The sequence below is a fragment of the Gemmatimonadota bacterium genome (assembly GCA_016712265.1).
Lineage (GTDB): Bacteria > Gemmatimonadota > Gemmatimonadetes > Gemmatimonadales > Gemmatimonadaceae > RBC101.
Window position 1 is genome coordinate 49,540 of record JADJRJ010000029.1, and the last position, 25,716, is coordinate 75,255.

Annotated in this window: 17 protein-coding genes; 10 read left to right on the forward strand and 7 right to left on the reverse strand. The window is 68.1% G+C overall.

The features are described 5' to 3' along the window. Position 1 precedes the first annotated feature (1 nt). From IPK85_14070 to IPK85_14080, 3 genes are read right to left on the reverse strand one after another with little or no spacing between them, the layout of a single operon-like run. The gene (locus IPK85_14070) at positions 2-1,135 is read right to left on the reverse strand and encodes an FIST C-terminal domain-containing protein (GenBank protein ID MBK8248515.1); all 1,134 of its coding nucleotides are present in this window, start codon (positions 1,133-1,135) and stop codon (positions 2-4) included. Positions 1,136-1,146: 11 nt separating this feature from the next. Continuing rightward, positions 1,147-3,279: an EAL domain-containing protein gene (locus IPK85_14075; protein ID MBK8248516.1), complete on the reverse strand. Its 2,133-nt coding sequence runs from the start codon at positions 3,277-3,279 to the stop codon at positions 1,147-1,149. Continuing rightward, positions 3,276-3,770 (reverse strand): Hpt domain-containing protein, encoded by a 495-nt coding sequence (locus IPK85_14080; protein ID MBK8248517.1) that lies wholly within the window; start codon positions 3,768-3,770, stop codon positions 3,276-3,278. Before IPK85_14080 ends, IPK85_14075 begins: the two co-directional genes overlap by 4 nt. 271 nt (positions 3,771-4,041) lie before the next feature. Here IPK85_14080 and IPK85_14085 point away from each other — a divergent pair, with 271 nt between their 5' ends. The 3 genes from IPK85_14085 (at position 4,042) to IPK85_14095 (ending at position 6,450) form a co-directional block, all read left to right on the forward strand. Continuing rightward, positions 4,042-4,794 (forward strand): electron transfer flavoprotein subunit beta/FixA family protein, encoded by a 753-nt coding sequence (locus tag IPK85_14085; protein MBK8248518.1) that lies wholly within the window; start codon positions 4,042-4,044, stop codon positions 4,792-4,794. Further along, the gene (locus tag IPK85_14090) at positions 4,794-5,777 is read left to right on the forward strand and encodes an electron transfer flavoprotein subunit alpha/FixB family protein (protein ID MBK8248519.1); all 984 of its coding nucleotides are present in this window, start codon (positions 4,794-4,796) and stop codon (positions 5,775-5,777) included. Before IPK85_14085 ends, IPK85_14090 begins: the two co-directional genes overlap by 1 nt. Positions 5,778-5,937: 160 nt before the next feature. After that, the gene (locus IPK85_14095; GenBank protein MBK8248520.1) at positions 5,938-6,450 is read left to right on the forward strand and encodes a hypothetical protein; all 513 of its coding nucleotides are present in this window, start codon (positions 5,938-5,940) and stop codon (positions 6,448-6,450) included. 48 nt (positions 6,451-6,498) lie between these two features. Here the strand turns inward: IPK85_14095 and IPK85_14100 are convergent, their stop codons facing one another. After that, positions 6,499-7,434, reverse strand: coding sequence for a M20/M25/M40 family metallo-hydrolase (locus IPK85_14100; protein MBK8248521.1), 936 nt, complete (start codon positions 7,432-7,434; stop codon positions 6,499-6,501). A 275-nt stretch (positions 7,435-7,709) separates the two neighbouring features. Between IPK85_14100 and IPK85_14105 the strand changes: the two genes are divergently transcribed. From IPK85_14105 to IPK85_14115, 3 genes are all read left to right on the forward strand, one after another. Continuing rightward, complete coding sequence (locus IPK85_14105; protein ID MBK8248522.1) at positions 7,710-8,333, forward strand: HAD-IA family hydrolase; 624 nt, start codon at positions 7,710-7,712, stop codon at positions 8,331-8,333. Between the two features lie 200 nt (positions 8,334-8,533). Further along, on the forward strand, positions 8,534-10,582 hold the full coding sequence (locus tag IPK85_14110) for a S9 family peptidase (GenBank protein ID MBK8248523.1): 2,049 nt from the start codon (positions 8,534-8,536) through the stop codon (positions 10,580-10,582). Positions 10,583-10,652: 70 nt separating this feature from the next. Continuing rightward, positions 10,653-13,574, forward strand: coding sequence for a hypothetical protein (locus IPK85_14115; protein MBK8248524.1), 2,922 nt, complete (start codon positions 10,653-10,655; stop codon positions 13,572-13,574). Here the strand turns inward: IPK85_14115 and IPK85_14120 are convergent. The 3 genes from IPK85_14120 to IPK85_14130 are packed head-to-tail and all read right to left on the reverse strand — an operon-like array spanning position 13,571 to position 19,434. Then, positions 13,571-15,787, reverse strand: a complete 2,217-nt coding sequence (locus IPK85_14120; GenBank protein MBK8248525.1) for a cyclic nucleotide-binding domain-containing protein — start codon at positions 15,785-15,787, stop codon at positions 13,571-13,573. The genes IPK85_14115 and IPK85_14120 overlap by 4 nt on opposite strands. 16 nt (positions 15,788-15,803) lie before the next feature. Then, on the reverse strand, positions 15,804-16,880 hold the full coding sequence (locus tag IPK85_14125) for a hypothetical protein (protein ID MBK8248526.1): 1,077 nt from the start codon (positions 16,878-16,880) through the stop codon (positions 15,804-15,806). A 22-nt stretch (positions 16,881-16,902) separates the two neighbouring features. Next, on the reverse strand, positions 16,903-19,434 hold the full coding sequence (locus IPK85_14130) for a patatin-like phospholipase family protein (protein ID MBK8248527.1): 2,532 nt from the start codon (positions 19,432-19,434) through the stop codon (positions 16,903-16,905). A 206-nt stretch (positions 19,435-19,640) separates the two neighbouring features. Between IPK85_14130 and IPK85_14135 the strand changes: the two genes are divergently transcribed. The 4 genes from IPK85_14135 (at position 19,641) to IPK85_14150 (ending at position 25,688) form a co-directional block, all read left to right on the forward strand. After that, a complete protein-coding gene (locus tag IPK85_14135; protein ID MBK8248528.1) occupies positions 19,641-21,191 on the forward strand; it encodes a hypothetical protein in 1,551 nt (516 codons plus the stop codon). A 26-nt stretch (positions 21,192-21,217) separates the two neighbouring features. Beyond that, positions 21,218-23,971, forward strand: a complete 2,754-nt coding sequence (locus IPK85_14140) for an oxygenase (GenBank protein MBK8248529.1) — start codon at positions 21,218-21,220, stop codon at positions 23,969-23,971. 175 nt (positions 23,972-24,146) lie between these two features. Continuing rightward, positions 24,147-25,442 (forward strand): amidohydrolase family protein, encoded by a 1,296-nt coding sequence (locus IPK85_14145; GenBank protein ID MBK8248530.1) that lies wholly within the window; start codon positions 24,147-24,149, stop codon positions 25,440-25,442. Between the two features lie 27 nt (positions 25,443-25,469). Continuing rightward, a complete protein-coding gene (locus IPK85_14150; GenBank protein ID MBK8248531.1) occupies positions 25,470-25,688 on the forward strand; it encodes a carboxymuconolactone decarboxylase family protein in 219 nt (72 codons plus the stop codon). The last annotated feature ends 28 nt before the right edge of the window (positions 25,689-25,716 follow it).

Here is a 25,716-nt window from a genome sequence, read left to right on the forward strand (position 1 = left end):
CCTAGTCTTCGTGAAAGGTGGTGACCGTCATGGTCTGGTTGTGCAGCTCACACCGGGCGGTTGGCGTGAACGGGGAGATCTCCCCGTACGAGTAGAACCCCGCGAGGACGGCGCCCGGGCCGAACACATCACGCACGGCCTCGACCTCCTCCTCGACGCGTTGCTGCAGCACCAGTCGCCGCCCGACGCAGCTGATCAGGAGCACGAGGGGAGGGGCGGAGCCGGCCAGGGGGATGCCACTGGTGCGCGCTGCCCCGGCGGCCCCGTCGACGAGTCGGTCGACGTTGGCGCGCATCAATTGCGCGTACGCTCCCTGCGGCACATCCCCAGCAAAGGTCATCGTGCCGGCGGACGAGTCAACCGCAAGGACGGTACGCACCACCGGGCGTTCCTTCTGGCTGGCGCGCACGCTGAGCGGAAACCGCAGGGCGCTGGCGGGCAGGTCGGCGGCATGGTCGCCGAGGTAGGTCTCGTACAACGTGAGGGCCGAACGCCCGTCCAGCTCGTGCAGGACGTTGCCGACGCTGCGGGTGATGAGTCGCTCCGGTCCGAATGGATCCCACCCACCCAGGGATCCGCAGCCGACGCGGAGCGCCGGCCCGCCGAGGCCAACCGCCACGACGAGCCCGGGCTCGCACCGCTCACCCAGGAGCACCAGGGTCTCGCGAAATCGGTCGCCGTCGGCGGATAACCCTCCGGTGACGCCAACCCCGGGGCCCAGGACGGAGGTGAGGCCGCGTACGAGGTCGCTGCCGTTCACCCGGAGGCCATCGGAGAAGACGATCACGTGGACCAGGTCGTCGGCGCGCAGGTGCTCCCCGAGCACCTGGCCCGCCGCGTACGAATCCGCAGCATCGTGCACCTCCGTCGCGTGGGCGTAGAGGTGCGTCCGATCGAAATGGACGGCAGTGCAGGTCAATCCTGCATCCACCACCTGCGTGCCAGCGATCTCACCCGCGGTGCTGCACCCCGTGACGACGGCAGAGGGGAAGGCGCCCAGCACGGCATGTCGCCACGATGCATCGCGCAGGGCATCGGGGTTGCCGAAGACGAGGAGCCATTGGGCGTCGCGGTCGGCCGCCGGCGACGTGGACCATCCGGTGGCCGGACTCCAGTGAAATTGTGCGGCTCGCATGCTGGATGGCCTCAGGGGGTCGTGGCAAGCTCGTGGGCCGCGCGGAGGGCCATGGGAATGTCCTCGGCGGGGACCGGTCGGCCCACCAAATATCCCTGCACCTCGTCGCAACCGAGCGCCGTAAGACTGGCAAGTTGCGCGGCGGTTTCCACCCCTTCGGCGACCACCCCCAAGGTCAGGCCGTGCGCCATCGTGACGATGGCACGGACGATGGCGGTGTCGTTGTCCGCGCCGGGGAGTCCCTGAACAAATGTGCGGTCGATCTTGAGTGTGTGCACAGGAAAGCGCTTCACGTAGGCGAGCGAGGAATACCCCGTCCCGAAGTCGTCGACCGCGAGACGGCAGCCTTCGTTGCGCAATTCATGCAGCGTGGAGAGCGCCAGGTCAATGTCGCGCATGATCGTGCTTTCCGTAATCTCCAGCTCGAGGCGCTCGGCGTCTATGCCGGCCCCGTGCAAGGCCCCGTGAACCATCGCCGCGAGCGTCCGCTGCCGGAACTGCCGTGCGGACAGGTTCACGGCGACTGAGAGATCGGTGTGGCCGTCGTCATGCCATCGGCGCAACTGGCGACAGGACTCATGCACGACCCACTCACCGATCGCCTCGATCAGCCCCGCCTCTTCGGCGACCGGGATGAACTCCATCGGCGGTACGAGGCCGAGATCGGGATGTCGCCATCGGAGCAGGGCCTCGACGCCGAGGATGCGCCCCGCTCGCAGGTCGAGTTTGGGCTGGTAGTGCAGCAGGAACTGTCCGCGCTCGATCGCGCGCCGCAACGCCCCCTCCAGGCTCATCCGGTGTTCCGCGGCGAGGCGCATCGGCTTGTTGGAGAGCGCGGCCGCATTTCCCCCATCGCGTTTTGCCAGATACATGGCGGCGTCGGCGGCCGCCATGATTGCCCGGGCATTGTCGCCATCCAGAGGGTACACCGCGACCCCGACGCTCGCGCAGATCACCACCTCGTGCCCATCCACCAGCAGCGGTTCCCGGATCGCCTGCAGGATGCGCTGCGCGGTTGCGATGGCCTCCGCGACGTTCCGCACGTCGGAGAGCAGGATGGTGAATTCATCCCCCCCCATGCGCGCGAGCGTCGCGTCACCGTGTTCGACACCACCGACGCCGATCAGGTCTTCCGAGCGCACGCTGTTCTTGAGCCGGGCGCTCACCTGCGAAATGAGTCGATCGCCGGCACCGTGACCCAGGGTCTCGTTGATTCGCTTGAAGTGGTCCAGGTCGAGATGGAGCACGCCGACCAACCGGCCGTGGCGCCTGGCCCCGGCCACGGCGCGATCGATCGCCTCGAGCATGCTGGCTCGGTTCGGCAGCCCCGTGAGCGGATCGTGATAGGCGAGGTAGCGCGTCTCGGCTTCGCGCTTCTTGATTTCGGTGATGTCCTGCAGCGTGCCACTGAGGGCGGTCGGCAACCCCGACTCGCTGGCCTGGACGGTCCCCTGGACTCGGAGCCACACCGTATCGCTCCCGTCGGGGCGGCAGCCGCGGATTTCGGTGTCCAGCTCGGTTTGGCCTGCGGCGGCGCGTTGCAGGGCGAGGGCCATCTGTGGCCGATCGTCGACATGCACACAGTCCACCAATTCGTCCATGCTCCCCGGATTTCGCTGCCCCAGGGGACAGAGGAGGGCGCGCGACATCTCCGAGAGGACCATCCGGTTCCCTTCGAGGTCCCACTCCCAGTGGCCGAGTCGGGCCACCCGCTGTGCGGTGGTAAGCTGCGCTTCGGAACGCGAGAGCGCGTGCATCGCGCGAGCGGCGCGCAGCATGTACCGGACCCGATAGGCGAGCATCGCCCACGGAATCGGCTTGTTGATGAAGTCGGTCGCCCCGGCCTCGAACGCGCGATGGATCGAGGCCACGTCGTCGCTGCCGGTCATCATCAGGATGGGCGTGCGGTCGCCGTTCCGACCCGCGCGGATCTGCTCACAGGTGGCGAATCCATCAAGACCGGGCATGACCACATCGAGCAGGACGAGGTCGGGCTGGTGTTGCTCGAGCAGGGCGAGCGCCTCGTGGCCGTTGGCGGCGTTCAGCGTGCGGTAGCCGGCCTGTGCCAGCGTGGCGCAGGCCAACAGCCGAAGCGAACGGTCGTCGTCCACGACGAGTACGAGTTCGGCGTTGGCCGCGTTCATCCCCCGTCCTCTCGTACCGGCGCTGGAGGGAGACCGCTTTCAGCGGCCATCGCCTGGAGCGCCTCCCCGAGGTGGCGTTCCAGATCCTGTATGGCGCTTGCTGGTCCCAGGGTGGCTCCTTGTCGGGCGGCGTGCTCCAGGGATCCGCTCGCGGCAGCCACACGCGTCGCACCGACACTCCCGGCACAGGACTTCAGCGTATGCGCGGCGAAGGCGAAGGCGTCGCGATCCTGAACGTGCGCGGCAGCCTGGAGCTCGCCGAGCAGGCGCGGGCCATCGTCAAGGAACATGCCGAAGGCGGTCCTGAGGAGCGCACCGCTGCGGTCGAGATCCATGATCTCCGCGATGACCCGCGGATCCAGGGGATTCGGCGATGCGGACGGGGTGCCCGCCGCCACCGGTAGGGACGTCTGCGGGGCGCGCGGCGCTTCCTCCTCCAGGCCGCTGGGGGGGGTGGCGCCCGCTGGTTCGGGATCTCGGTCCTTCGTCATGGATGGCAGGGCTGCTCCGGGCCGCGTAACACGATTATCGGTCACTGTCTGAACGAACTGGACGGAGCGCGGGTCGCAGGGTTCGTTTTTCTTCGCGACCAGTCGTGTCCTGTTGATTGCCGTGCGTCGCCGTACGCTCGCGGAGGACAAAATGTCGTGCAGGGATCGGACGGACAGTCCGGCCACCGGGATTCGGACCCCCGAAGGCAAGCCCCGGCTTCGGCGCTGTTATCTTGAGGAACGTTTTTCACATTCTCGCGAGGAATCAACGGTGAAGATCGCCGTGTGTATCAAGCGGGTGCCCGAAATGGACGGCACCTTCCGAATTGCCGCCTCGGGCGCCGCGGTGGACGAGGCCGGGCTCAAGTTCGACATGTCGGACTTCGACGGCTACGCAGTCGAGGCGGCCCTCCAGATGACCGAGAAGCTCGGCGCCGGTGAAGTGCACGTCGTGTCGCTGGGTCCGGACATCGTCCAGGAGACGCTGCGCAAGGCGCTGTCTATGGGCTGTGCCCGTGCGACCCAACTCAAGTGCGACGTCGTGCCGTACGACCCGTTCGCTATCGCGTCCGCCCTGGCCGCCGAGTTGCAGGGCGGTGCGTACGACCTTGTCCTGTTCGGCAAGATGTCGATCGACTCGGCCAATGGGGCCGTGGGGTTCATGGTCGCGGAACTGCTCGGCCTTCCGATGGTCCACGGGTGCTCGAAGCTCGACGTGGCGGGTGGGCAGGGAACGGCCCGGCGAGAAATTGAGGGCGGCGGCGAGATGATGACCTTCTCCCTGCCGGCGGTGGTGTCGATCGATGAGGGCATTGCGCGCCCTCGGTATCCGTCGCTCAAGGGGATCATGGCGGCGAAGAAGAAGCCGCTTGACGTCAAGCCGGCGCAACTCGGTCCGGTCGCCCTGACGGTGGAACGCATGGAGCTTCCCGCGGCCCGTCCCCCTGGACGCATCATTGGGGAGGGCGCTGCCGTGGTTCCCGAGTTGGTCCGACTTCTCCAAACGGAAGCGAAGGTGCTCTGATGACTAACGTCCTGGTGTATGCAGAAACGCGTGGCGGACAGCCGCGCAAGGTGACCTTCGAGGCGATCACGGCTGCGCGGCAGCTGGCCGACCAGCTGGGGGGAGCCGTGCACGTGGTGGTTGCCGGGCCGGCCGGGGTGGAGGCGCTGGCGGCGTCGTTCGGGGAACATGGGGCGGACGTGGTGGTGGCCTGCGGTCATGAGTCCCTGGTGCACTACCAGCCGGATGTCGCCACGGCCCTCGTGGCGTCGCGCGCACGGAGCGCGACATACCGGGCGATCGTCTTCAGCGCGAGTGCGCAGGGGAAGGACCTGGCGCCGCGCGTGGCCGCGAGGCTGCGGACCACGCTGGCGAGCGACGTGACCTCCTTCTCCCTGCGGGGGGACGCGATGGTGGTGACGCACCCCGGATACACGGGCAAGGTCATCCAGACACTCAAGCTGGTCGCCTCGCCCGCGTTGCTCGCCGTTCGGCCAGGTGCCGTCGCCGCAGCCAAACAGCCCAAAGCAGGGACCGTCGAGGCGGTGGCGTTGCCGGAGCTCCCCTCCGCGCGTGTGACGACCACCGAAACCGTGCTCGGGGACACCAAGAAGCTGGACCTCGGCGAGGCGCCCGTGATTGTCAGTGGGGGGCGCGGACTCAAGGCCGCCGAGCACTTCGCGTTGGTGGAGGAGCTGGCGGCGGCCTTCGGCAATGCGGCCGTTGGTGCCACACGTGCCGTGACCGACGAAGGGTGGCGTCCGCATGCGGACCAGATTGGACAGACGGGCCGACTGGTGAGTCCCGACCTGTACGTCGCGGTCGGCATTTCGGGGGCGATCCAGCATCTCGCTGGCATGCGGACGTCGCGCTGTATCGTGGCGATCAACAAGGACAAGGAGGCCCCGATCTTCAAGGTGGCCGACTACGGGATCGTGGGCGACGTCTTTGAGGTGGTTCCCGCGCTGACGGCGGCCATCAAGAGCGCGAAACAGGGCGCCTGACGGGTGTTGCTGGTGGTGGGTCAGGCCCGGGCGCCCAGGTGGGAGGCCCGGGCCTGATTCGTTCCTACGTCAGGTGACGGATGGGTGGGACGGGGACCCGGCCCGATCATGGGATTGACCGGAGCAGGCGTCCGGCTTCACCCCATCAACGGATCATCCCATGCGTATCGCCGTCCTGTGCGTCCTGTTTGCCGCTGCGCCCTCTTCCCTCTGGAGTCAGGATCTCAATGCCAGGCTTCCCGGGCCGACCACCATGGCTCAGCTCTCGGGTCCTCGCTTTGGCGCCACCTTCGTTCCGGCGCGCGCACGCGCCGAGCTGGCGGAGAAGGGGATTGAGGTGAACGGTGTCATGAGCCAATTCGGCTGGCAGTTCGAGCGCTTGTTCCTCTCCGGTGACGGCCAGATGGCTGCCGTGTCGGAATTCGTGGTTCTGGTTGGTGGGTTGGACCAGGGCACATTCCTGCCCAGCATCAACTGGGTGATTGGCGCCCGACACGTCGGCGGACTCGAGTTTGGTGTCGGCCCCAACCTGTCGGCGGCGGGCTCTGCGCTGGTCATCGCCGCGGGGGCCACCAGGCGATCGGGCTCGATGAACATCCCGTTCAACGTGTCGGTCGTGCCGTCCAAGTTCGGGACTCGACTGAGCCTGCTGACCGGATTCACCGTTCGTTAGGCCCTGATGGCCGGGGACCAGGCGCCTGGTCCCCGACGGCCTTGGCGGTTACCGCAGGCGCGCGTCCACCAGTCGGGCGACGGCGCCAAGCGTGGTTTGCATCGCGTTGAAGCCCAGTCGGAAGTCGGCGTCGGAGAAGGAGACGAAGAGGTCGGTGGGGCGGTGCCAGTGCGGATTGCCGCCACGACCCGTCTCGTACAGGCGCCGATTCTCCCGCAGGCTGACCGCCGCGATAAGGTCCTGGAAGGGCCCGGAGTCAGTATTGCTCATGGCGTTGCTCATCACGGCGGGATAGTCGGTCGCGAACATCCGGTTGGCGTTGAGCAGCTTGAGGGCGAGCTGGGCGGACTCTTCGGCTTTCGCCGAGTTCAGTTGGAACTCGATGTCCACGTCCGCGTCGAGGGCCTGGGTGTACTGGACCGGGACGCCGTGATCCCACAGCATCATGTCGTGCTGGATCATGCCCAGCCACTTTGGCTCCGGGTACCGGCCCGAGCCGCGTGGGTCCTCGATCCCCTGCAGCCTGGCTCGCTGCTCAACGTAGGCGCGCGCGCCCTGCAGGCCGGTCTCCTCGTTGTTCCAGAGGGCGAACCGGATCGATCGGTTCGTGGTCACGGCCGGATCGGCGAGGACCCGGGCGATCTCCATCACCAGCGCGGTGCCCGAGGCGTCGTCGTTCGCCGCCTCGCCCCCGCCGCGCCCGTCCATGTGGCCGCCGATGATGTACATCTCGGCTGGCGTGGTGGTGCCGACCTTGGTGGCGAACACCTCCTCGCGCGGGGATCCCTCATGCTGGTACTTCACGCGTTCGGTCGTGTATCCCCAGCTGCGGAGCTGTTGTTCGATCCAGTCGTTCGCCGCGGCGTTGCGCGGCGTACCCTGTTCGCGGTCGCCGAACATCGTCAGGCCCTTGATCAGCGACTTGTAGCTGTTGAAGTCGAGCCTGGCGACGATCCGCTGGACCATGCTGTCGGACGTGGTCATCGCCACGCCGCCGAGCACGCCGCGGCCCGGCTGGCCAGCCTGGGCGCCTTGCCGCTGCTGGCCCTGCGGCGGGGTCGCCGGCCGTTGGGGCGGGGTTTGCGCGGCGGACGTGCCGACGAGGACGAGAGAGGCGAGGAAGGCGTGACGCATCGGTCAGGGGGAGGAGACAGCGGAATCTTACAGGCGGGGCCGGGGACCCGTGAGCGGGCGGGTGATTTCGGGTGCTCGTGGCACCCGACTGGCGCGCCGCGGGAGCGACGCCGAGGTTTGGTGGCATGCCGCTGCGAATCGATGTTGTCCTCTTTGACTTGCTGACCGCGCTGCTGGATTCCTGGACCCTCTGGGACGCCGCGGCGGGAGGCCGTGAGGACGGCCGACGCTGGCGTATGCGATACCTGGAGCTGACGTATGGGGCACACGGGTACGCGCCATACGAGGCGCTGGTGCGTCGCTCGGCGCTGGACGCCGGGCTGGAGGACGCGGTGGCCGACACCCTCGTGCGGCGGTGGGATGAGCTCACGCCGTGGCCTGAGGTGCATGAGGCATTGCATGATCTTCGGCAGGATGGCTACCGGTTGGGCGTCGTGACCAACTGTTCGGAGCTACTAGGTCATCGCGCGGTTGCGCAGCTCGGGATTCCCGTGCACCTGGTGACGGCCGAACGTGCCGGGGCCTACAAGCCGGATGCTGCTCCCTACCTCCTGGCGCTGGAGGAGATGCACACCACGCCGGAGCGTACGCTCTTCGTGGCCGGTTCACCCGCTGACATTGGCGGGGCGACCGCGGTGGGGATGCCCGTGGTGTGGCACAACCGCATTGGCCTGGCCGCGCCACGCGAGCCGGTCACGAGGATCGAGTCGCTCCGTGAGCTCGTGATACGCCTGCGTACCGGGTACTGACCGGGGCGCCCCGCCCATGCGGGCCGGACCAATGGGCGCTGAGGGGCTGCGGGATTCTGTCCGCGAAGGCCACGCCCGCGGACCCCAGGTGGTCGCGGGGGACGGACAGCTCGCGCTGGCGCCGCCAGCCGTCGTGCGCCCCCTGTCGATCCCACGGCCGGCCCCTACCTTCTCGGACGTCCCTCCAACGAGTTCCGGCCATGCGTTTCCGTCCCAGGCTCATCGTCGCTGCGATACTTGGTGCCGCGGCACCACTCGCGGCCCAGGAAAAGGCGTCCGACACGCTGCTCACGGTCAATCACTACCTCGACTTCGAGTCGGTGAGTGACGCGAGGGTCTCGCCCGACGGGTCGCGACTCATTTACACACGCCGCTTCGTGGACAAGCAGAAGGACGCGTTCGAATCGGCGATGTGGATCATGAATGCCGATGGGTCGGAGAACCGGTTCCTCGCGCGGGGGGCCTCCCCGGTCTGGTCGCCGGATGGTACCCGCATCGCCTATCTCGCCGAGGGGGCCCCGGGCGGCATGCAGGTCCATGTGCGATGGATGAATGCCGAGGGGGCGACGTCGCAGGTCACGCGCGCGGAATACGGGCCCGCCGACATCGCCTGGTCGCCCGATGGCACGATGATCGGGTTTGCGATGTACACGCCCAAGCCGAACGTGTGGTCGATCGACATGCCGGCGCCGCCACCCGGGGCGCAATGGACGCCGGCGCCGCGGTACGTGAAGGACATCCACTATCGGGCGGACCGACGCGGGTTCCTTGAGCCCGGGTTTGTGCACCTCTTCGTCGTCCCGGCCGATGGGGGGACGCCGCGCCAGCTGACCAGTGGCAATTGGAACGCCGGGTCACGGTTCGACGGTCAGCCCGGTGCGGTGGGATGGGCGTGGACGCCGGACGGAAAGTCGATCGTGTTCGACGGCCTGATGGACGCGAACAGCGACAAGAATTACCGCGACTCCGACATCAATCTCGTGAACGTGGGGACGGGGGCCCTGCGGAAGCTCACGGCCCAGCGAGGGTCGTGGTCCTCTCCGGTGGTGTCTCCGGACGGCCAGTGGGTGGCATTCGCGGGGTACGCCGCCACTCCCCAAACGTACAAAACGTCTGAGCTGTACCTGATGCGACTGGACGGCTCCGGCCTGAAGAAGATCTCGGCGACCCTCGATCGCGACGTGGCGCAGCTCACCTGGGCGCGCGACAACAGCGGCGTCTATTTCACGGCGAACGACCGCGGGGCGAACAACATGCACTTCGCGTCGGTGGCTGGCGCGGTGCGAGCCATCACCACCGGGGCGCAAATGTTCAGCCTTGGCTCGATCGCCGCGAACGGCCTCGTGGTGGGGGCGCGGACGACCGCGCTCGAGCCCACCGACATCGTCGCCTTCTCGCTGTCGGCACCGGGCCAGGTGAAGCGACTGACGAGCGTGAACGCCGACGTCCTGGCGAACAAGAAGCTTGGCGCGGTCGAGGAGGTCTGGGTGACCTCCACCAACAACACGCGGGTGCAGGGCTGGCTGGTGAAGCCCCCCAACTTCGACCCGGCGAAGAAGTGGCCCATGATCATGGAGATCCACGGCGGTCCCCATGGGATGTACAATGGCGCGTTCTCCTACATGTACCAGAACTTTGCTTCCAACGGGTATGTGGTGCTCTACACGAATCCCCGCGGGTCGACGGGGTACGGCACCGACTTCGGGAACGCCATCAACAAGCGCTATCCCGGCGTGGACTACGAGGACCTGATGGCGTCGGTCGACACCGTCGTCGGGCGGGGGTACATCGATCAGACGCGGATGTACGTCGGCGGATGCTCCGGCGGGGGCGTGTTGAGCAGTTGGGTGATTGGTCACACCAATCGCTTTGCCGGCGCCGCGGTGCGTTGCCCGGTGATGAACTGGATCTCCTTCGCCGGAAACGCTGACGTCCCGTATTTCGGGCATGCGTGGTTCGAGAAGCCGTACTGGGAGGATCCCAAGCCGTGGCTCGACCAGTCGCCCTTGATGTACGTGGGGAAGGTGACCACGCCGACCGTCATCATGACCGGTGAATTGGACCTCCGCACTCCGATGGCGCAGTCCGAGGAATACTTCCAGGCGCTGCAGATGCGCGGTGTGCCGAGCGCCCTGCTTCGGTTCCAGGGGGAGTTTCATGGGACCGGGTCGAAGCCGAGCAACTTCATGCGTACCCAGCTGTACATGATGAGCTGGTACCAGCAGCACCAGCGGAAGGCGGCGATGTAGCAGCGCGCGGGACGGCTGATCCGCCCGGGGAGGTTCCTGCGCCTGTCCGGGCAGACCCGGGCCGTGTGCCGTGAACCTCTCGTTCTTTACCGCGCTCCAGAAGCTCCGCTACTTCCTCGCGACGACCTTTCCGGCGCTGGCGCGGTCGTTGTGGCCGCAACGCACCATTGAGCGGCTGGCAGCGCGGTACCCGACTGCGGCGGCGTGGGTGGTTCGCACGCGTCAGTCGTTGCTGGGCGGCCATGTCGAGAAGGCGGCCGGAGTCTTTGCCGTCGGGGAGTATCACGCGGACGTCCTGGACTGGGCGAAGCTCCCGCGGGAGGCGGTGCCGCTCTTGCGCGGTGGGGTCGTCGTCGCGGGACTCCTTTGCCTCCTGCTGCCCCTGGCCATCTCGCTGGATTGGCCGCCCATTGCCATCGAGCAGATCCTGGAGATTCCAGACCGCGGAACGGTCGGTGCGTGGGACATCGGGCTCTGGGTGGTGGCGATGTCACTGGGCTGGGCGGCACTGCTTACGGGGGCAGGTATCGCAAACCGCGCGGTGTTCCTCCTCGCGCTTGCCTCGTTCCTCTACCTGAACCTGGCCAACCTGTCGGCGCTGCCCAAGTCGTACTGGACCTTGTTACTCCCGTTGCAGGGTGTGGTCGCGACGGTGTTCACCCTGACGCGGCATCGCGCCGGAACCAGGAATGACACCGTCGTCGGGCTCGTGACCGCCCTGCTCGCGGCCTCCGCCTGCGGTTTCGTCGCGAGCATCTCCATTCCCACCGCGCCGTGGTTCCGGGGCCGGATCCCGCTCGCCATTGCGGTGGTGGGGATCCCGCTTGGGGGGATGGTATGGGGACTGGGGCGCCTCCTGGTGCGGCGTGGTGTCGTCTGGCACCTGGCCTGGTCGGTGGCCGGGCTCGCGGCCCTGGGGATTGCCTCCTACACGTCACTTGCCGCTCGGGGGGGCTGGCACCTGCCCGCTGCCGGCGTGGCGCAGGTGGGGACGATGATGACCAGTTACCTGTGGCCGCTGTACTACTTTATTGGGGTTGGCGTCGTCTTCAAGGTGTTGCGCCAGGCGCGCACCCTGCAACGCGCAGCGCGCGAGCTGGTACCGCACGCGCTCGCCGTGCCCCTGACGATCGCGGCCCTCGTCGTGGCATCGGCTGTGTTGTGGGCGCCATCGGTGGGGCTCACCCCGGGACTGCCCTGGCCGCGCTGGTTGGTATCGGCGGCCGACCTGCTGGCGAGCGCTTTTCCCTTCACCTGGTCCACGTCGGTGGGGCAACGCACGACCGAGACCATGCGATGGGTCGTGCTGGCCCTCGGACTCGCCTCGGTGTGGGCGTCGCATCAGGGACGACTCAACGCGCGGGCGGTCGCACGGACGCAGGTGCTGGTCCTGGTGACCTGGTTTGCCATCACCGAATACCACGTGGAAATGCAGGGGATTGCGCGCGCCCCGCGGGTGTCGGCGGTGGCCTTGCTCCTGTTCAGCGTGTTTGTGCTCTGGATCATGCACCGGACGATGCTGCGCTTTGTCACCGGCGACAGCGCCGCGTGGCCGGGGACGTCACGCGCGCCCCTGTACGTGGCCGCCCTGATGTTCGTGCTGCTCCCCACGCACGCGCGGGGCGCCATGCACGATCCGCGGCTCAGCAGTGAGATCGTGTACTACCTGTTCCAGGGGGTTCTGGTCTTCGGCGTGCCGTACTACATGTTCATCTACGCGACGCGTCGGTTTGCCCTGCTGCCGCTGACGCCCGTGGCGGCACTCGCGGTTTTCCTGTGTGGAGGGGTGGGCGCGGCGCTTCTCGTGGCCCTGGATCGCGTGGTCGTCGCCGGCTCGCTGGGCGAGGCCTGGGCCTACGCCACGCAGCAGGTAGCGGACGGGATCGCCGGTCGGCGAGACGTACCACGCCCTGTCGTGCTGCCGCCCTGGTGGATCGTGCTGCGCAGCACCCTGGTGGTAGCGGTCATGATGCTCACGATGCGCGTCGTACGTCGGCGAACGCGCATCCTGATGATGCGTCCCGCGGCGACCGTTTTTGCGGTCATGGCGTTTGCGGCAGGGCTGGCCTGCTTCGCCAACCGGCCACTTGAGCTGCCCCTGCTCCCGGCGCGCGTGGGGATGATGGTGACCCCGCTGCGCTTTTCCCTTTGGGTGGATGAGGCGTACCTCGCTGTTCAGCTCTCGTACCTCCTGCCGTCGCTGGTCCTCGCCTGGGCCGCGAGCTTCGAGCGTTCGCTCCGGCGTTCGTTGGGAGCCATGGCCACCGCCGCGGCGCTGCATGTCGTCATCCAGGCCGGCTGGCCCGGGGCAGAAGCCTGGCTCCGCTCCACCGGTGTCGTGGCGATGGTGGCCGCGGGGGGCGTCGGTGCATTCCTGTTGTTGGCCAGCGCGATCCGGGATCGACTCGACGACCTGCTCACGCGCAAGCCGGACGCCGAGACCTCGGACGAGGGACTGAGCGACCACCTGTTGACGCGCGCGGAAGTCCGCCGTGTCGCGTTGGCCGTCTGTCTCGTGGCCGCCGCGGTGGCCGCCGGTCGAGTCTGGAGCGCGCGTCCCGAGACGCGGCGCCTTGCGGCCGGCAGTGGATCCGCCCAACTCCCCGCGACGTGGCGCTCCGACAGCGCCGCATGGATCCGCCCGGACATCAGCGGCGACACCTCGCGCCTGGTGGTCGAGCTCCGACCCGACACATTGGACGCCATGGCGGCACTGCAAGAGCTGGCGCCAACGCTGGGCGAGCAGTATCCGGCGTTCACGCCGACGGGGCTCCACCGTTGGGACCACGTCGCGACCGGGATGGTGGCGCTCGACTTTACCTGGTACCAGCAACCGGCGGACTCGAGCACCTATCGGCTCGGGACGGTGGTGCTGACCCCCGTCGGCGGGGACCACCTGGGCGTGGGCACCTTGACCTACGGCCCCGCGCTGGTCGATCGCCGCTGGGACGTCGCTCGCATGCTCGCGTCGTTGCGTCCCGCGGGTCGTTAGGCGAGGGCCGTCCCCGCCTGGGCTTTCCACCCGGGGAGCACGTCCATCCCGGCCTGGTACCCGGCCGCGACGATCTCGTCGATGCGCTCAAAGGCCAGGAGGCCGAACCCCGCCACCGACGGCCGGATCGCGAGGTCCGCGTCCGCCGCGCTGGCGCGCTCGCGGCTGGCACTGTAGAGCACCGTCGAGCGCATCATGACCTCGATCAGCGTCGGGAAGGCCGCGGTGCGACGTCCGGTGAGGTGGCCACGCAGCAATTCCCAGGTGCCGGGAACCCGATCGCAGGTAAACAGGCTCCCCACCTGCGCCGACACGATGGAGGCGATCACGACGCCGGCGCCGGCCTTTCGCATGACGTCCGTGGGCAGGTTGTTGAGGACCCCACCATCCACCAGGAGCTGCTTGTCATGCAGCACCGGGACGCTCACTCCCGGCAAGTTGGCGCTGGCGGTGGCGCCGTGACGGAGCGAGCCGCGACGATGCACCACGACGTCTGCTGTGGTGAGGTTGGCCGAGACGCAGAAGTAGCTGCGCCACAGGTCCTCGATGTGCACGTCGCCGTATGCTGCCCGCCCCGCCTCGTCCACGCGATCCTGGCCAACCAGGGCCAGCAGCGGCACGGTGAATCCGCGGTGGGGGCGAATCTCGAGAAAGACCCGGCGACTGGCTCGGGTGATCTCCGCGAGGGTGCGCCCCATGGCGTACTGTCCGCCGATGAACGCTCCCATGCTCGTCCCCCCGACCAGGTCGACGGGTATCCCGGCTTCGTCGAGCGCCCGGAGGAGTCCGATATGGGCGAACCCACGGGCACCGCCGCCGCCCAGGACGAGTCCGATGGCACGCCCTGAGAGGATGCGCGCGAGTCGCTCGAAATCGCGCGGCTCGGACATGCGCACGTGGTGGTGTTCGGAGACGTAGGGCCGCGCGTCCAACCAGTAGCGCGTGTTGGCCGGCGACTTCGTGCCGTCGGCATGCGCCAACACCAGGACCGCGCGGGATTCGCCCTGCCGCACCGAGCTGGCGACGACATCGTGCTCCACGCGGGCCGGCGTGTGCAGTTCCCGAGGGTCGGCCACCAGGACCAGCCGATCGGCGTGGCGGACGCACCGCCGCGACCATTCACTGGGCGCGTCGTCCGCGACATACACGACGAAACGATGTTCGTCTTCCCACCGCTCCAGCAACTCCATGAGACGCGACTCGAGCGAACTGCCAACGGCCGCTTGCGCCAGACCGGAGACCCCGGACAGCGCATCCACGCGCGCCGAGTCCAGGCGCAAGACAGACGCGTTGACGTCCAGGGCAGCCGCCACCCGTTCCGCGACCGCCTGCACCGGAGCCCTGAGGCTCGCCGGGACGACCGCGACCGAGCTGATCGTGCTGTTGCGCGCGGTACGCAATGGCGCCGTGGCGCGCAGCGAGACGGCGCGTGCGAGGTACCGCATGACACGCGGATGGCTCGCGATGAGTTCCTCGAACGCCGTGGACGAGTACCGCACAATGGTGCTGTCGCGGGTGGCGCGCGCGCGGTAGGCCCGGGGACGTCCCGTGAGAAACCCCGACTCGCCCACCGTTTCCCCGCGGTTGCGATATGACTCCAGGCGTTCTTCCCCGTTCTCCGCCACGTGCAGCGCGGCCACGCGTCCGCGGATGATGAACAGCACACTGTCGGCCCGCGCGGCCGGCTCAAACACAACCTCGCCACGCTTGACGTGCAGCCAATCGCCCAGCCGCTCCAGGTCGTCGAGCAGGGCTTCGTCGACCGGGCCAAAAATCCGTCGCAGGCTCGTCAGCGACTGACGCCGGTGCAAGCGGTCCAGGACCTGCACGAAGGCGGGGTGCGCGACACCGAGCCGGTCCACCGCCTCGTCCGGGACCACGGCGACGAGGGACGGCTCCTGCGCCGCGACGACCCAGGTGTTCGCTCCACCGAGCTCTTGCAGGCCGTCCACCGCTTCACCCGGTGCGATGATCCGCATGCGCTTCGGACCGTCGCTCAGGTCCGGTTCGGACGCGTGCAGCAAGCCTTCCGCGAGCAGGTAGAGGGCACCGGCGCCGCTCCCCTCCTTGAACAAGCGGTCACCAACCTCAAGGCGCATGAACTCCACCTCGGCAGCCAGCGCGGACGTAATGCTGGGCTCAAGGTCGCGGAGCAGTCGCGTGGACTGCACGGCCAACAAGGCACCGGCGTCATCGGGAGTAATCGGCGTCATGGCGGGACGTTTCTCCTCAGGAGCGACGGACGCGGCGGAAGAAGAGGCGCCGCCCGGTGCTGGCGTGTTCCACCATCAGTTCGTCATCGGAACGGCTGGCTCGCTGCCGGACCTCACCGGTGGCAAGGGTGACCACCCCCTGGCGAGTCGCCGACCAGCGTCCTGTCTCGCGGCGCGAGTCGGTGACCTGTTGTTCCACCGGCGCTCCAGTGGCCGTGGAGACCACCCGTCGTGTGACCACGTCGATGCTGTAGGCGCTGTCCGCTGGCGAGAGTTCCAGGTACGCGGCGAGCAGCTCGTCGCGCGTGCTTTCGCTGCCGGTGCGGCGCTGCTGGGCGACGAACGGCAGCGGGAGGCCGTCCACGCGCGCGAGGACCCAGCTGCCCGCGATATCAACCGACTTGGAGAGCGGCCGGAGGTCGAACTGCCAGCCCGCGCTGAACTGCCACGCGCTCAAGTCCAGGGACCGCGGGAACGCGGACGGAAGGGGATCGGTGAGGGAGTACCCTACGCTGGCGAAATTGCGCGCCCGGTAGCCGGCGGCGAGCAGGAGCCGCGCATTGGTGAACGGGGGCGCGATGCCGACCCCGGCGGAGACGCCATACTCGAACGTGGAGGCGCGGACTTCGGCCTGCTTGCCGGCCGGGGTGTGCACGCGACCATTCCACAGGTCGACCAGGCCAAACGAGCCGGTGAAGTAGGGGTTGATCCACGTGCCGGTCTTGTAGGTCGAGTGGATCGAGATGACCGGCAGGGAGCGCAACGACGCACGCAGATCAATGGTGGCCGGGTCCTTGCTCTGCACGGGCCGGAGGTATCCGGCGCCGAACCCCAATTCGAGGTCGATGGCGCGCGAGCGCGTGTCGAGGTCGATGAGCACCTCGGTACCGGCGCCACACACCGGCAACGTGCCGCACCCACGCCCCGAGAGGTCGAGCACGCCGTTGTCTTTCGGCGAGATGGACTGCAGCGACAACGTCAGGCGATGCACCCGGGCGAAGACCGTCGAGAGGAAGCCGAGATCCTGTGCGTGGACGATGGCGGGTGAGCTGACGGCGAATAGCAGGGCAAGGCAAGGCGAGGAAAGCCGCATGTCGATATCGAGGGAAGGAGGGTCAGCGCGAGCGCATCTCGCGCGGAAGGAGCCAGTAGAGCAGGCCGTTGACGTCGGCCATGCCGACCAGCAACGACCAGTGCCCGCGCTCACGGGTGTCAACACGTGTCGTAGTGACGCCCATCGTAAAGCGGGAGGCAAAGAGGTCGCACTGCAGTCGGTGCACCATGCGCTCCCGCGGAGCAAAGGTCACGTCACGCGCCCACGGCGCCCGGACGCGCCAGCCCGAGGCGAGCAGGCATTCGTTGACCATGATGCCCGGGTTACGCCACATCACGCCGGCTCCCGCCGAGAGCCACGAGCGGCGCGTGGTCTCGGTGCTCTCACCCGCCGCGCGGGATTGCGTGCGCCCGTAGTGCACCGTCAGGGGAAAGACGATGCTCGTCCGGGCGTTCTGGTGAAAGGCGGGTCGCACCCCGGCTTCGAGCGTGGTCGCCCCAAAGCCGCCAGCCACGGTGTACGGCACACCAAGCCGGAACAACGTCTGCACCAGGCCGCACGCGCCAAACCGCGGGTAGAGGGTGCCATCGCCACACTCCCGCGGCGTGCTCGACTGGTCCCATGCGAAGGCCGCGCGCGTGGGGGTGCCAAGCAGGCTGCGCAGCACCGGGTTCGCCAGCCGCAGGCGAGCATCCGCATAGTTCGCCTGTTCCACCTGTTGGGCTACGCGTTCCACCGCCGCCGCCCGCTCCATCCCCAGGAAAGCCAAACGCTTGATGAAGTCATGGGGGTTGGAGAGGAACCGGAGCACGTCGTCATTGGCGAAACACGCGGAGGAGGCCGAGTCGACCGCCGTGTACGAGGCCTGGCATTCGCCGTGGTTGGCAGCATACGCGCGCAGGGAGTCCACCACCCCCCGTTGGGTCGCGAGGGTCGTAAACGCGCTGAGGCCGTTGCTGCACATCAGCGCTTCAAACGGGCCGTTGCCGGGCGTACAACGCCGGGGGGCGACCATGGCCTCCTGGAAGGCGTCCGTCACCTGGCGCAGGATGCCCAGTCGCCGACGCACCTCGGCATCGTTGGCGCACGTGGGATCCCGCGGCGCGTCCTGGTCCACGGCCAGGTGATGTTCGCGCTCATAGAACCGGGTCACCAGGGCATGACCCACGCAGCCGACGTCGACACGCTGCATCAACGTTCGGAAGACGGCGGCGTGACAACGGGCGCGGAGCGCGGTGACGGACGTCGCATCCGGTGACGTCGCCGCAGCACACAGCCGGTCCGAGCTGAAGCTCAAGGCGTCGTACACGCCGACGTAGAAGTCGTGCTCGCGGAACGGCCTCGCCAGGAAGGCGCCGAAGTGCGCCAGGGTCTGGCCGAAGATCGACCACGCGCGGCTCGTCACCTCAACAGTGTCCGCCACCGATCCGCGTTGCTCCGGCGATCCCGCGCGGCTGCGGGCGTAGGCGTGCAGCTCATACTCGGCGGCGGACTTCCACATGCTGCCGAGGAACTGGGTGGCGGCCAGCGTCCCACCCGCGCTCTCGACCGTGGTATCCGCCCGATGCGCATCGCCCCGGCGGAGCGCTGTGGGGACGATAAACACGGTATGGAACAGGGTGCGCCCGTTCGGCGGCTCGGCCTTGCGCGAGGCCAGGAGCACGCGGTCGGCGATAGAGATGGGGCGGTTGTCGAAGGCAGCCCCATCCATGAACCGGGCTTCGGTGGGAGTGGCGCAGCCGATCCGTCGGTCTTCTGCTGCCGGGCAGACGCCGGCACTGTCCAGCGCATTCGCGCGATAGTAGCGCAGCGACACCGGCGCGAAGACAAACGGGATGGAGCTGGACGCCAGGGCCATTCGGTAGGCGTCGTCGACCGTCAGGCGGTCGGTTGCTCCGGCGGGGGCCGCGGCGATCTGGACCCCGACTCCCTCGTCGTAGCGCAGGTCCGGGGAGGCCTGGCGCAGGGCCATTCGAGCGTCGGCGCCGACCTCCAGGCGATAACTCGTGACATGGCGCTGGACGGCGATGGAGACGTGGTCAAAGACCTCCTCCGTTATCGCGCGCTGGCGCGTGACCGATCCCGCCACCTGGACCGCACATCCCGGTCGACCCGGCTGCGCCGCCGCCTGCTTGACGCGGTCGAGGAGGGCCGACTCGAAATACTGCCGGTCGATGAGTCCGTACTCCGGGGCGCGCACCCGCGCCCCGTTAGGCATGAGTTGCCGCCACCCCACATCCACCCACGTGCGCCAGTAGAGCGACTCCTCCGGTCGGATCGACGGCGCCGCCGCACAGTAGTGCAGGGAGGACATGAGGGAGTTGATCGTCCCGGCAGAGGCGCCGCTGAACCCCACGATCCGCGGAATCGCCTTTTGGGAGGCATTCATCAGGACTCGCAGCGAGTCATCGAGCTGCACGCGGCGAATGAGCTCGACCAGCCCCCAGTTCACGCCGGCCTGGTACGAGCCCAGGGATATGCCTCCGCTCGTGGCGAGGACGACCCGTGCCTCGCCGTGCGTGGCCGGTACCTGTGCCTGGACGGTCGAGCCCAGGGCGGCAAGGAGCAGGGAAGGAAGTATCGCGCGAGGCATGAGGAATGGGCGGTGTCGTGGTACCGGAGCGGTGCCGCTCGTACCACAGGCGCGACGCGCGGGGCAAAGGGCTCAGCGACCTATCGAGGACCCGCGCCCTTGGGGGGAAGTCGGTCCGATGAGACGCCGCCTCCAGATCTTGCGCCTGTCCTTCGAGCGCCGGCCCATCCACTGACGCGAGCCCAGTCCCCTGTCGAGAGCCTCCCTTGCCGTCACCCATTCCGGGAATCACCTCGTTTGAGGATGTCGCGCGCGGGGTCGCAAACCCCCGATCCCTGGTGGACCGATTGAAGTCGTCGTTGCTGGCGGACGAGGTGTCGACCGTGGTTGACGCCTGCGAGGCTCTCTCGATGGCCGCCGCCTACCACCGCCGGGCGGCATTTGAGCGCGAGCAGTTTGCGGCGGTTCCCGATTACCAGGTCGTGCCGCACTTCGCGCTCCCCATGTCATGGACGGGGGACGAGTTGCGGCGACTGATGGCGGTGTTGACTCCGGCGCTGCGCGCGGAACCGCCGTTTCGAGACCGGGCCCGCCGGGCGCTTCGAATGTTCGACGTTGCGGCCCGGGACCTCGGGTGGGACCACGCGGAGCCGGGGGCGCAGCTCGGCGCCACGCCAGATGTTGCCGATGGCTGGTATCCGGGCTCCAGGTACATGGAGGTGCCGATGCGGGCTGACGGTGTCGAGACGTTCGCCGATGAGTTCGCCCTGGTGGGTCGGCTGGCGTCCGAGATCCAGGAGACTGTCGTGCGCGTGGCTGCGGTGTCTGGATGTCCGCGGGCGCATGGGAATCACGCCAAGGCCACGGTTCTCTCGGCCGTCCTCGAGGCGGACCCGTCCGCACGACCCGCTTGGCGATCGCTCCTCGGCGATTCGCCCAGCGCCGGAGGGCTTCGCCTGTCGAACAGCTCACCCGACCTGCGTACCCCCGACCACAAGGGCAACCTGATCGGGTTCCGGTTCAGCTTCATGCTCGACCGGTCTCGCGAGCCCTTCACGACGCCTAACGGTGAAGGGGGATGGATGACCCTCACCGCGAACAGTGCCGCCCGCGCGCACGTCGCAACGCCGGAGCGCCATGTGCGCTTCACTTCCTCCATTGGCTCCCCGCATCCATCCCCGGTCGCGATGGTGCGCAGTGCACTGCGCGGTCCCCACATGGCCCGGGATGCGGCGCGATTGGTCCGCGAGGTGGTGACCGCGATCCCACAGGGACGGCAGGTTTCGGCGGCCCCACGCCTCGACGAGCTCGACTTCCACAGTCGGCACGCGTACCGGCTTGGTGCCCAGGCGGTGCGCTACGTGGTCCGGGTGGTCGAGCCGGCGTTTCCCAACGCGCCCGACGGGTGGGGTGACGACCCCGACTATCGACACCGCGTGCTGCTGGAGGTCGTGGCTTCGCAGGAGCTGCGCGCCACCATCGGGATCCAGGTCCTCCCGGACCTGCCGGCCGCGGATCACGACGCGTGGAGCCAGCGGATGATAGAGGACATGTCCGCAGACTGGACTGCCGTCCCGGTTGAGCCGTTTGCCGTGGTGCGAATCCCGCGCCAGCGCGTGACACCGAGTGCCGAGCGCGACCGGATGGTCCGCTGGTTTGCCGACAACCCCGTAGACCTGCGCGCGGCCGGCGGTTGGTTTTCGCCGCTTGGGGCCGCGGGGCGTTCGCGCACCCGCGTTTACGCCGCCAGCCAGCTCGCTCGTCGCGCATCGCCTCCGCTCGGCGTTCCCCCCCGACTCGAGGCCACGGCCCCATGACTCATTCCCCCTCCGTCCCGCGGCCGATGCACCTGGTCCGTTCGCCCGGGCTCTCGCTATTCCTCGCGATCACCCTGGCAGGATGCAACAAGCTGTTGGATGCGCTGCCAGACGTGGCCAGCTGTGCCTCCTCCCTCGACGCGCGGCCCTTCGCGGCAACGCGCGGCGAGCGTTTCACCGGCAACGTGGAAGAGACGACGGCGCGCTGTCGGGGCGGCACGCGGGCGACGGAGCAGCGGGGCGCACCGTGGGTGGACTTCACGCATTACTGGGGAGCGGGCGACGCCAGCTCACGACATTGGCTCGGGACCAAGAACCTCCGGGGCATCAACGGCGCATTGATCGACCTGGAGTACGCCCGCGTCGAGTTGATCCGGTTCAACCTGTTCGATAACTCGGGGACCTGGCCGAGGTATGTATCCGGTGATTCGGCGGTGGAGGGGCCGGCCATCCGGCAGTGGCCCGAGATGCGCCTTCCACCAGGGCACGTCGCCTATGGGGAGGTCGGTGGACCTGGGGACCAGGCATGCACGGGAGAGTTGGTCAGGTTCCGGACGCTCACCGGGATCTGCAATGACCTCCGCAATCCGCTGATGGGTTCCACGGGGACGTTGTTCGCCCGCAATGTGGAGTTCGAGAGCACCTTCCCGCATGACGGCGGGGACTCCCTGGCACGCAACCGGCATGGGAGCCGCATCTCGCTCACCTCCCCGGATCCGCGTTTGGTGAGCCGGCGCTTGTTCACGAGGCTCCAGGACGATCCACAGGCGTGCAACGACGGGGCCGGGCCGGCTGGCAGTCCGGCGGCCGTTCGGTGCGACTACCTGAAGGCACCGTTCTTCAACGTGCTGGCGGCCTACTGGATCCAGTTCATGACCCATGACTGGTTCTCGCACCTGGATGAGGGGCGCAACGCCGCACCACAGATGACACTCGGGTGTCGGGACGCGTTTGCGGCGACTGGTAGATGCCGGGTGACGGATTCGGTCGGCCGCGCCCTCGTGGCCGACTCGTCGCCGCCCGTGCGGTTCGGCACACCTGCCGGTGAGCGGCTGGTGCGTGCACCGCGGACCTTCCGCAACACCAACACGGCCTGGTGGGACGCGTCCCAACTGTATGGGTACGACGAGCGCTCCCGCGTGCGCGTCAAGCGTGACCCGTCCGACCCAGCCCGCCTCCTGATGGTACGGCAAGGAACCGAGGATCAGGGTTACCTCCCTGCGCTTGGTGACGGGGATCCGATGCACCCGGAGTGGGTGGGGCAGGAGGCGACCGGGTTTCCTGACAACTGGAGCATTGGCCTCAGCCTCCTGCACACGGTCTTTGCTCGCGAGCATAACCAGTTCGTGGCCGCCTTTCGCCGACAGGCCGCGGCCACGCCGGCCGCAGACTGTGGACTCCGGCGTCCGGGACGAGCCGACGCGCCGGTCTCCTACCGCGACGTAACCGCCGACGAGCTGTTTGAGGCGGCGCGGCTCGTTGTCGCCGCTGAAATCGCCAAGATCCACACCATCGAATGGACCACGCAGCTGCTGTACAACGAGCCGTTGTACAAGGCGATGAACGCGAACTGGAACGGCCTGGTGGACGACGACAACATGGTCGGGTCGGCGCTGGCCCGCGTGGTGGCCTCGCTCGGCGCCTCGTCGAAGGGCTCACGCGCGGCATCCTGGTTCTCCGTGTTGGCGGCGGGAGCCGGGATCGTCGGTACGGGGAGCCAACGGCCGGATTGGAGCATCGATAGCACGCAGCACCTCAATGGTGGCGTCAATCACTTCGGGTCTCCCTTCAACTTCCCGGAGGAGTTCGTCACGGTATATCGCCTGCACCCGCTGATCCCCGACGTGCTGGAGGTGCGACAGCTTGCGGCACCGAACGCGGTGACCACGCATGTGCCCACCGTCGCGACCTTTCGCGGCAAGGCGACGCCATTGATGCGTGCCCACGGCGCCGCCGACTGGGCGCTGAGCCTGGGACGCCAGCGACTGGGGCTGCTCACCCTCCAGAACAGTCCCCGATTCCTGCAGCACCTACAGGTCAGCCGTGCCCCCGGTGCCGGCACCCTGGATGTGATGGCGCTGGACCTGTTGCGCGACCGCGAGCGCGGTGTGCCGCGATACAACGAGTTCCGCCGTCAGTACGGCCTCCGTCACGTGCGATCGTTCGATGACTTCGTTGATGTGCGGCTCGCGGCCACCGCCCCGGAGCGTCTGCGGCAGGAGTCCATCGTGCAGGCGATGCGCGAGGTGTACGGGCAGCATCGCTGTGACCAGCGCAAGGTGATCAGCCTCGCGTTGCGCAATCCGGACGGTTCGCCGATCACCGATTGCCTGGGATTCCCGGATGGCACCATCGTGGACAATGTCGAGGATCTCGACGTCGTCGTCGGGTACCTCGCCGAGTTCACACGGCCGCACGGGTTCGCCATATCGGAGACGCAGTTCCTCGTCTTCGTGCTGAATGCGTCGCGTCGATTGTTCAGCGACCGCTTCTTCACCTCCAGCTACCGGCCGGAGATCTACTCGACGCTCGGGATGTCGTGGGTGGACCAGGGCGGGCCCGCGCCGATGCAGGAACCGGGGGAGGACAACGGGCATGCGAAGCAACCAGTGTCCACGTTCAAGCGGGTGTTGCTCCGCACGGTTCCGGAGCTGGCCGGAGAGCTGGCCGACGTGCGCAACGTGTTTGATCCGTGGGCGCGCGATCGCGGGGCATACTACTCGCTGGATTGGACACCCCGCGCCCGCGCGCGCGCCGACGCGTCGTTCCGGCGCGAGTAGTCTGCGCCGGACACCCGGGCGGCCGCGTTGCACCTCGTCGCTTCGTTGACCCGGCTGGGCCGACGACGGCGGCACCTGATTCGCATCCTCGCGCTGCATCACGAGTGTCCGCATACTTCCTGCACCGAGTGATGGCGTGCCTCGCGCGGTGCGGGCTTCTCCTCTTTCCAGTCGTATGCGACGAGCGTTTCTTCTTGCGGGTGCGATGGCGCTGAGCGGTGGACGGGCCCTCGCCCAACCCTCCGTTACGATCGTGCGAGCGGCCCACCTCATTGATGGACGTGGCGGTGTTGTCGTCTCCCCGGCCGCGGTCCGCGTGGAAGGGGAACGCATCACGGCCGTGGGGCGCGACCTCCCGGTCCCCGCCGGGGCTCGCGTGATCGACCTTGGGGGGGCGACCCTCCTGCCGGGGTTGATCGACCTGCACACGCACCTGACGAGTCGGATGGGTGTGCACTGGGAGGACGGGCTGGTCAAGACGACCCCGGGTCACGACGCCTTGTGGGGGGCGCGCAACGCGCGGGTGACCCTCGAGGCAGGCTTCACCACGGTGCGCGATCTCGGTCCCACCTGGCCTTTTGTCGACGTTGACCTGCGCAACGCCATCAACGAGGGCGCCGTCCCCGGGCCGCGAATGCTGGTCGCGGGGAACTACGTCTCCTCCACGGGCGGCGCGGGTGATGCCCGCCAGTTCTCGGTGTACGTGGACGTGCCGGTGGTGCGCAACCTCGCGGACGGTCCGGAGGAGGTCACCAAGGCGGTGCGCACCAACCTCAAGAATGGCGCGGACCACATCAAGATCCTCGCCACGGGGGCCGTACTATCGAAGGGGATCTCACCCGGGGCGCAGCAATACTCGGACGCGGAGATCGCCGCCGCGGTGACCGAGGCGACGCGATGGGGCCGCATGGTCGCGTCGCACGCCCACGGGGCCTCGGGGATCAAGGCGTCCATCCGCGCCGGCGTCCGCACGGTCGACCATGGCTCGGACCTCGACGAGGAAGCCATCACGCTGCTCAAGGCCTCGAACCGTCGCACCTTCTACGTGCCAACGCTCTACACGAGCTTTGCAATCGCCGAGGAGGGGGTGCAGAACAACATCCCGGCCCCGGAACGCGAACGCTCGCGCCAGATCGCGTCGGTGAAGGAGGCCGGCTTCCGCCGCGCCCTCGCGGCCGGCATCCCGATTGGGTTTGCGACGGACGCCGCGGTGATCCCGCACGGGCGCAACGCGCGTGAGTTTGCGATCCGCGTGGGCTTTGGCGAGTCGCCCATGGCCGCGATCGTCTCGGCGACGTCGCTCAACGCCGAGATTATGGGATGGTCGGATCGGGTGGGGAGCGTGGAGGTCGGGAAGTTCGCCGACCTCATCGCCGTGTCGGGCGATCCGCTGCGCGAGATCGGCGAGTTGGAGCGCGTGCGGTTTGTCATGAAGGGCGGCGTTATCGTCAGGAACGAGAACCCGCGTTAGGCTTCCTCACCTCTTCAGGTTGGCACGATGGCCTTCATTCGATATACCCCAGAGCATGGGCTCCGTCCGGAGGAGCGGGTGGCGGACCCCGACAACATCATCCAGATCCATGCGGGGCACCCGTCGGTCATGCGGCACCACCATGGCCTCTACCGTGCCCTGATGCATGATCCCGGGCCGCTCCCGCGACGGCTGCGGGAAATGGTCGCGGTGCGTATTTCCGCGCTGAATCACTGCCGGTATTGACTGCATCATCACGGAGCGGGTCTCCGTC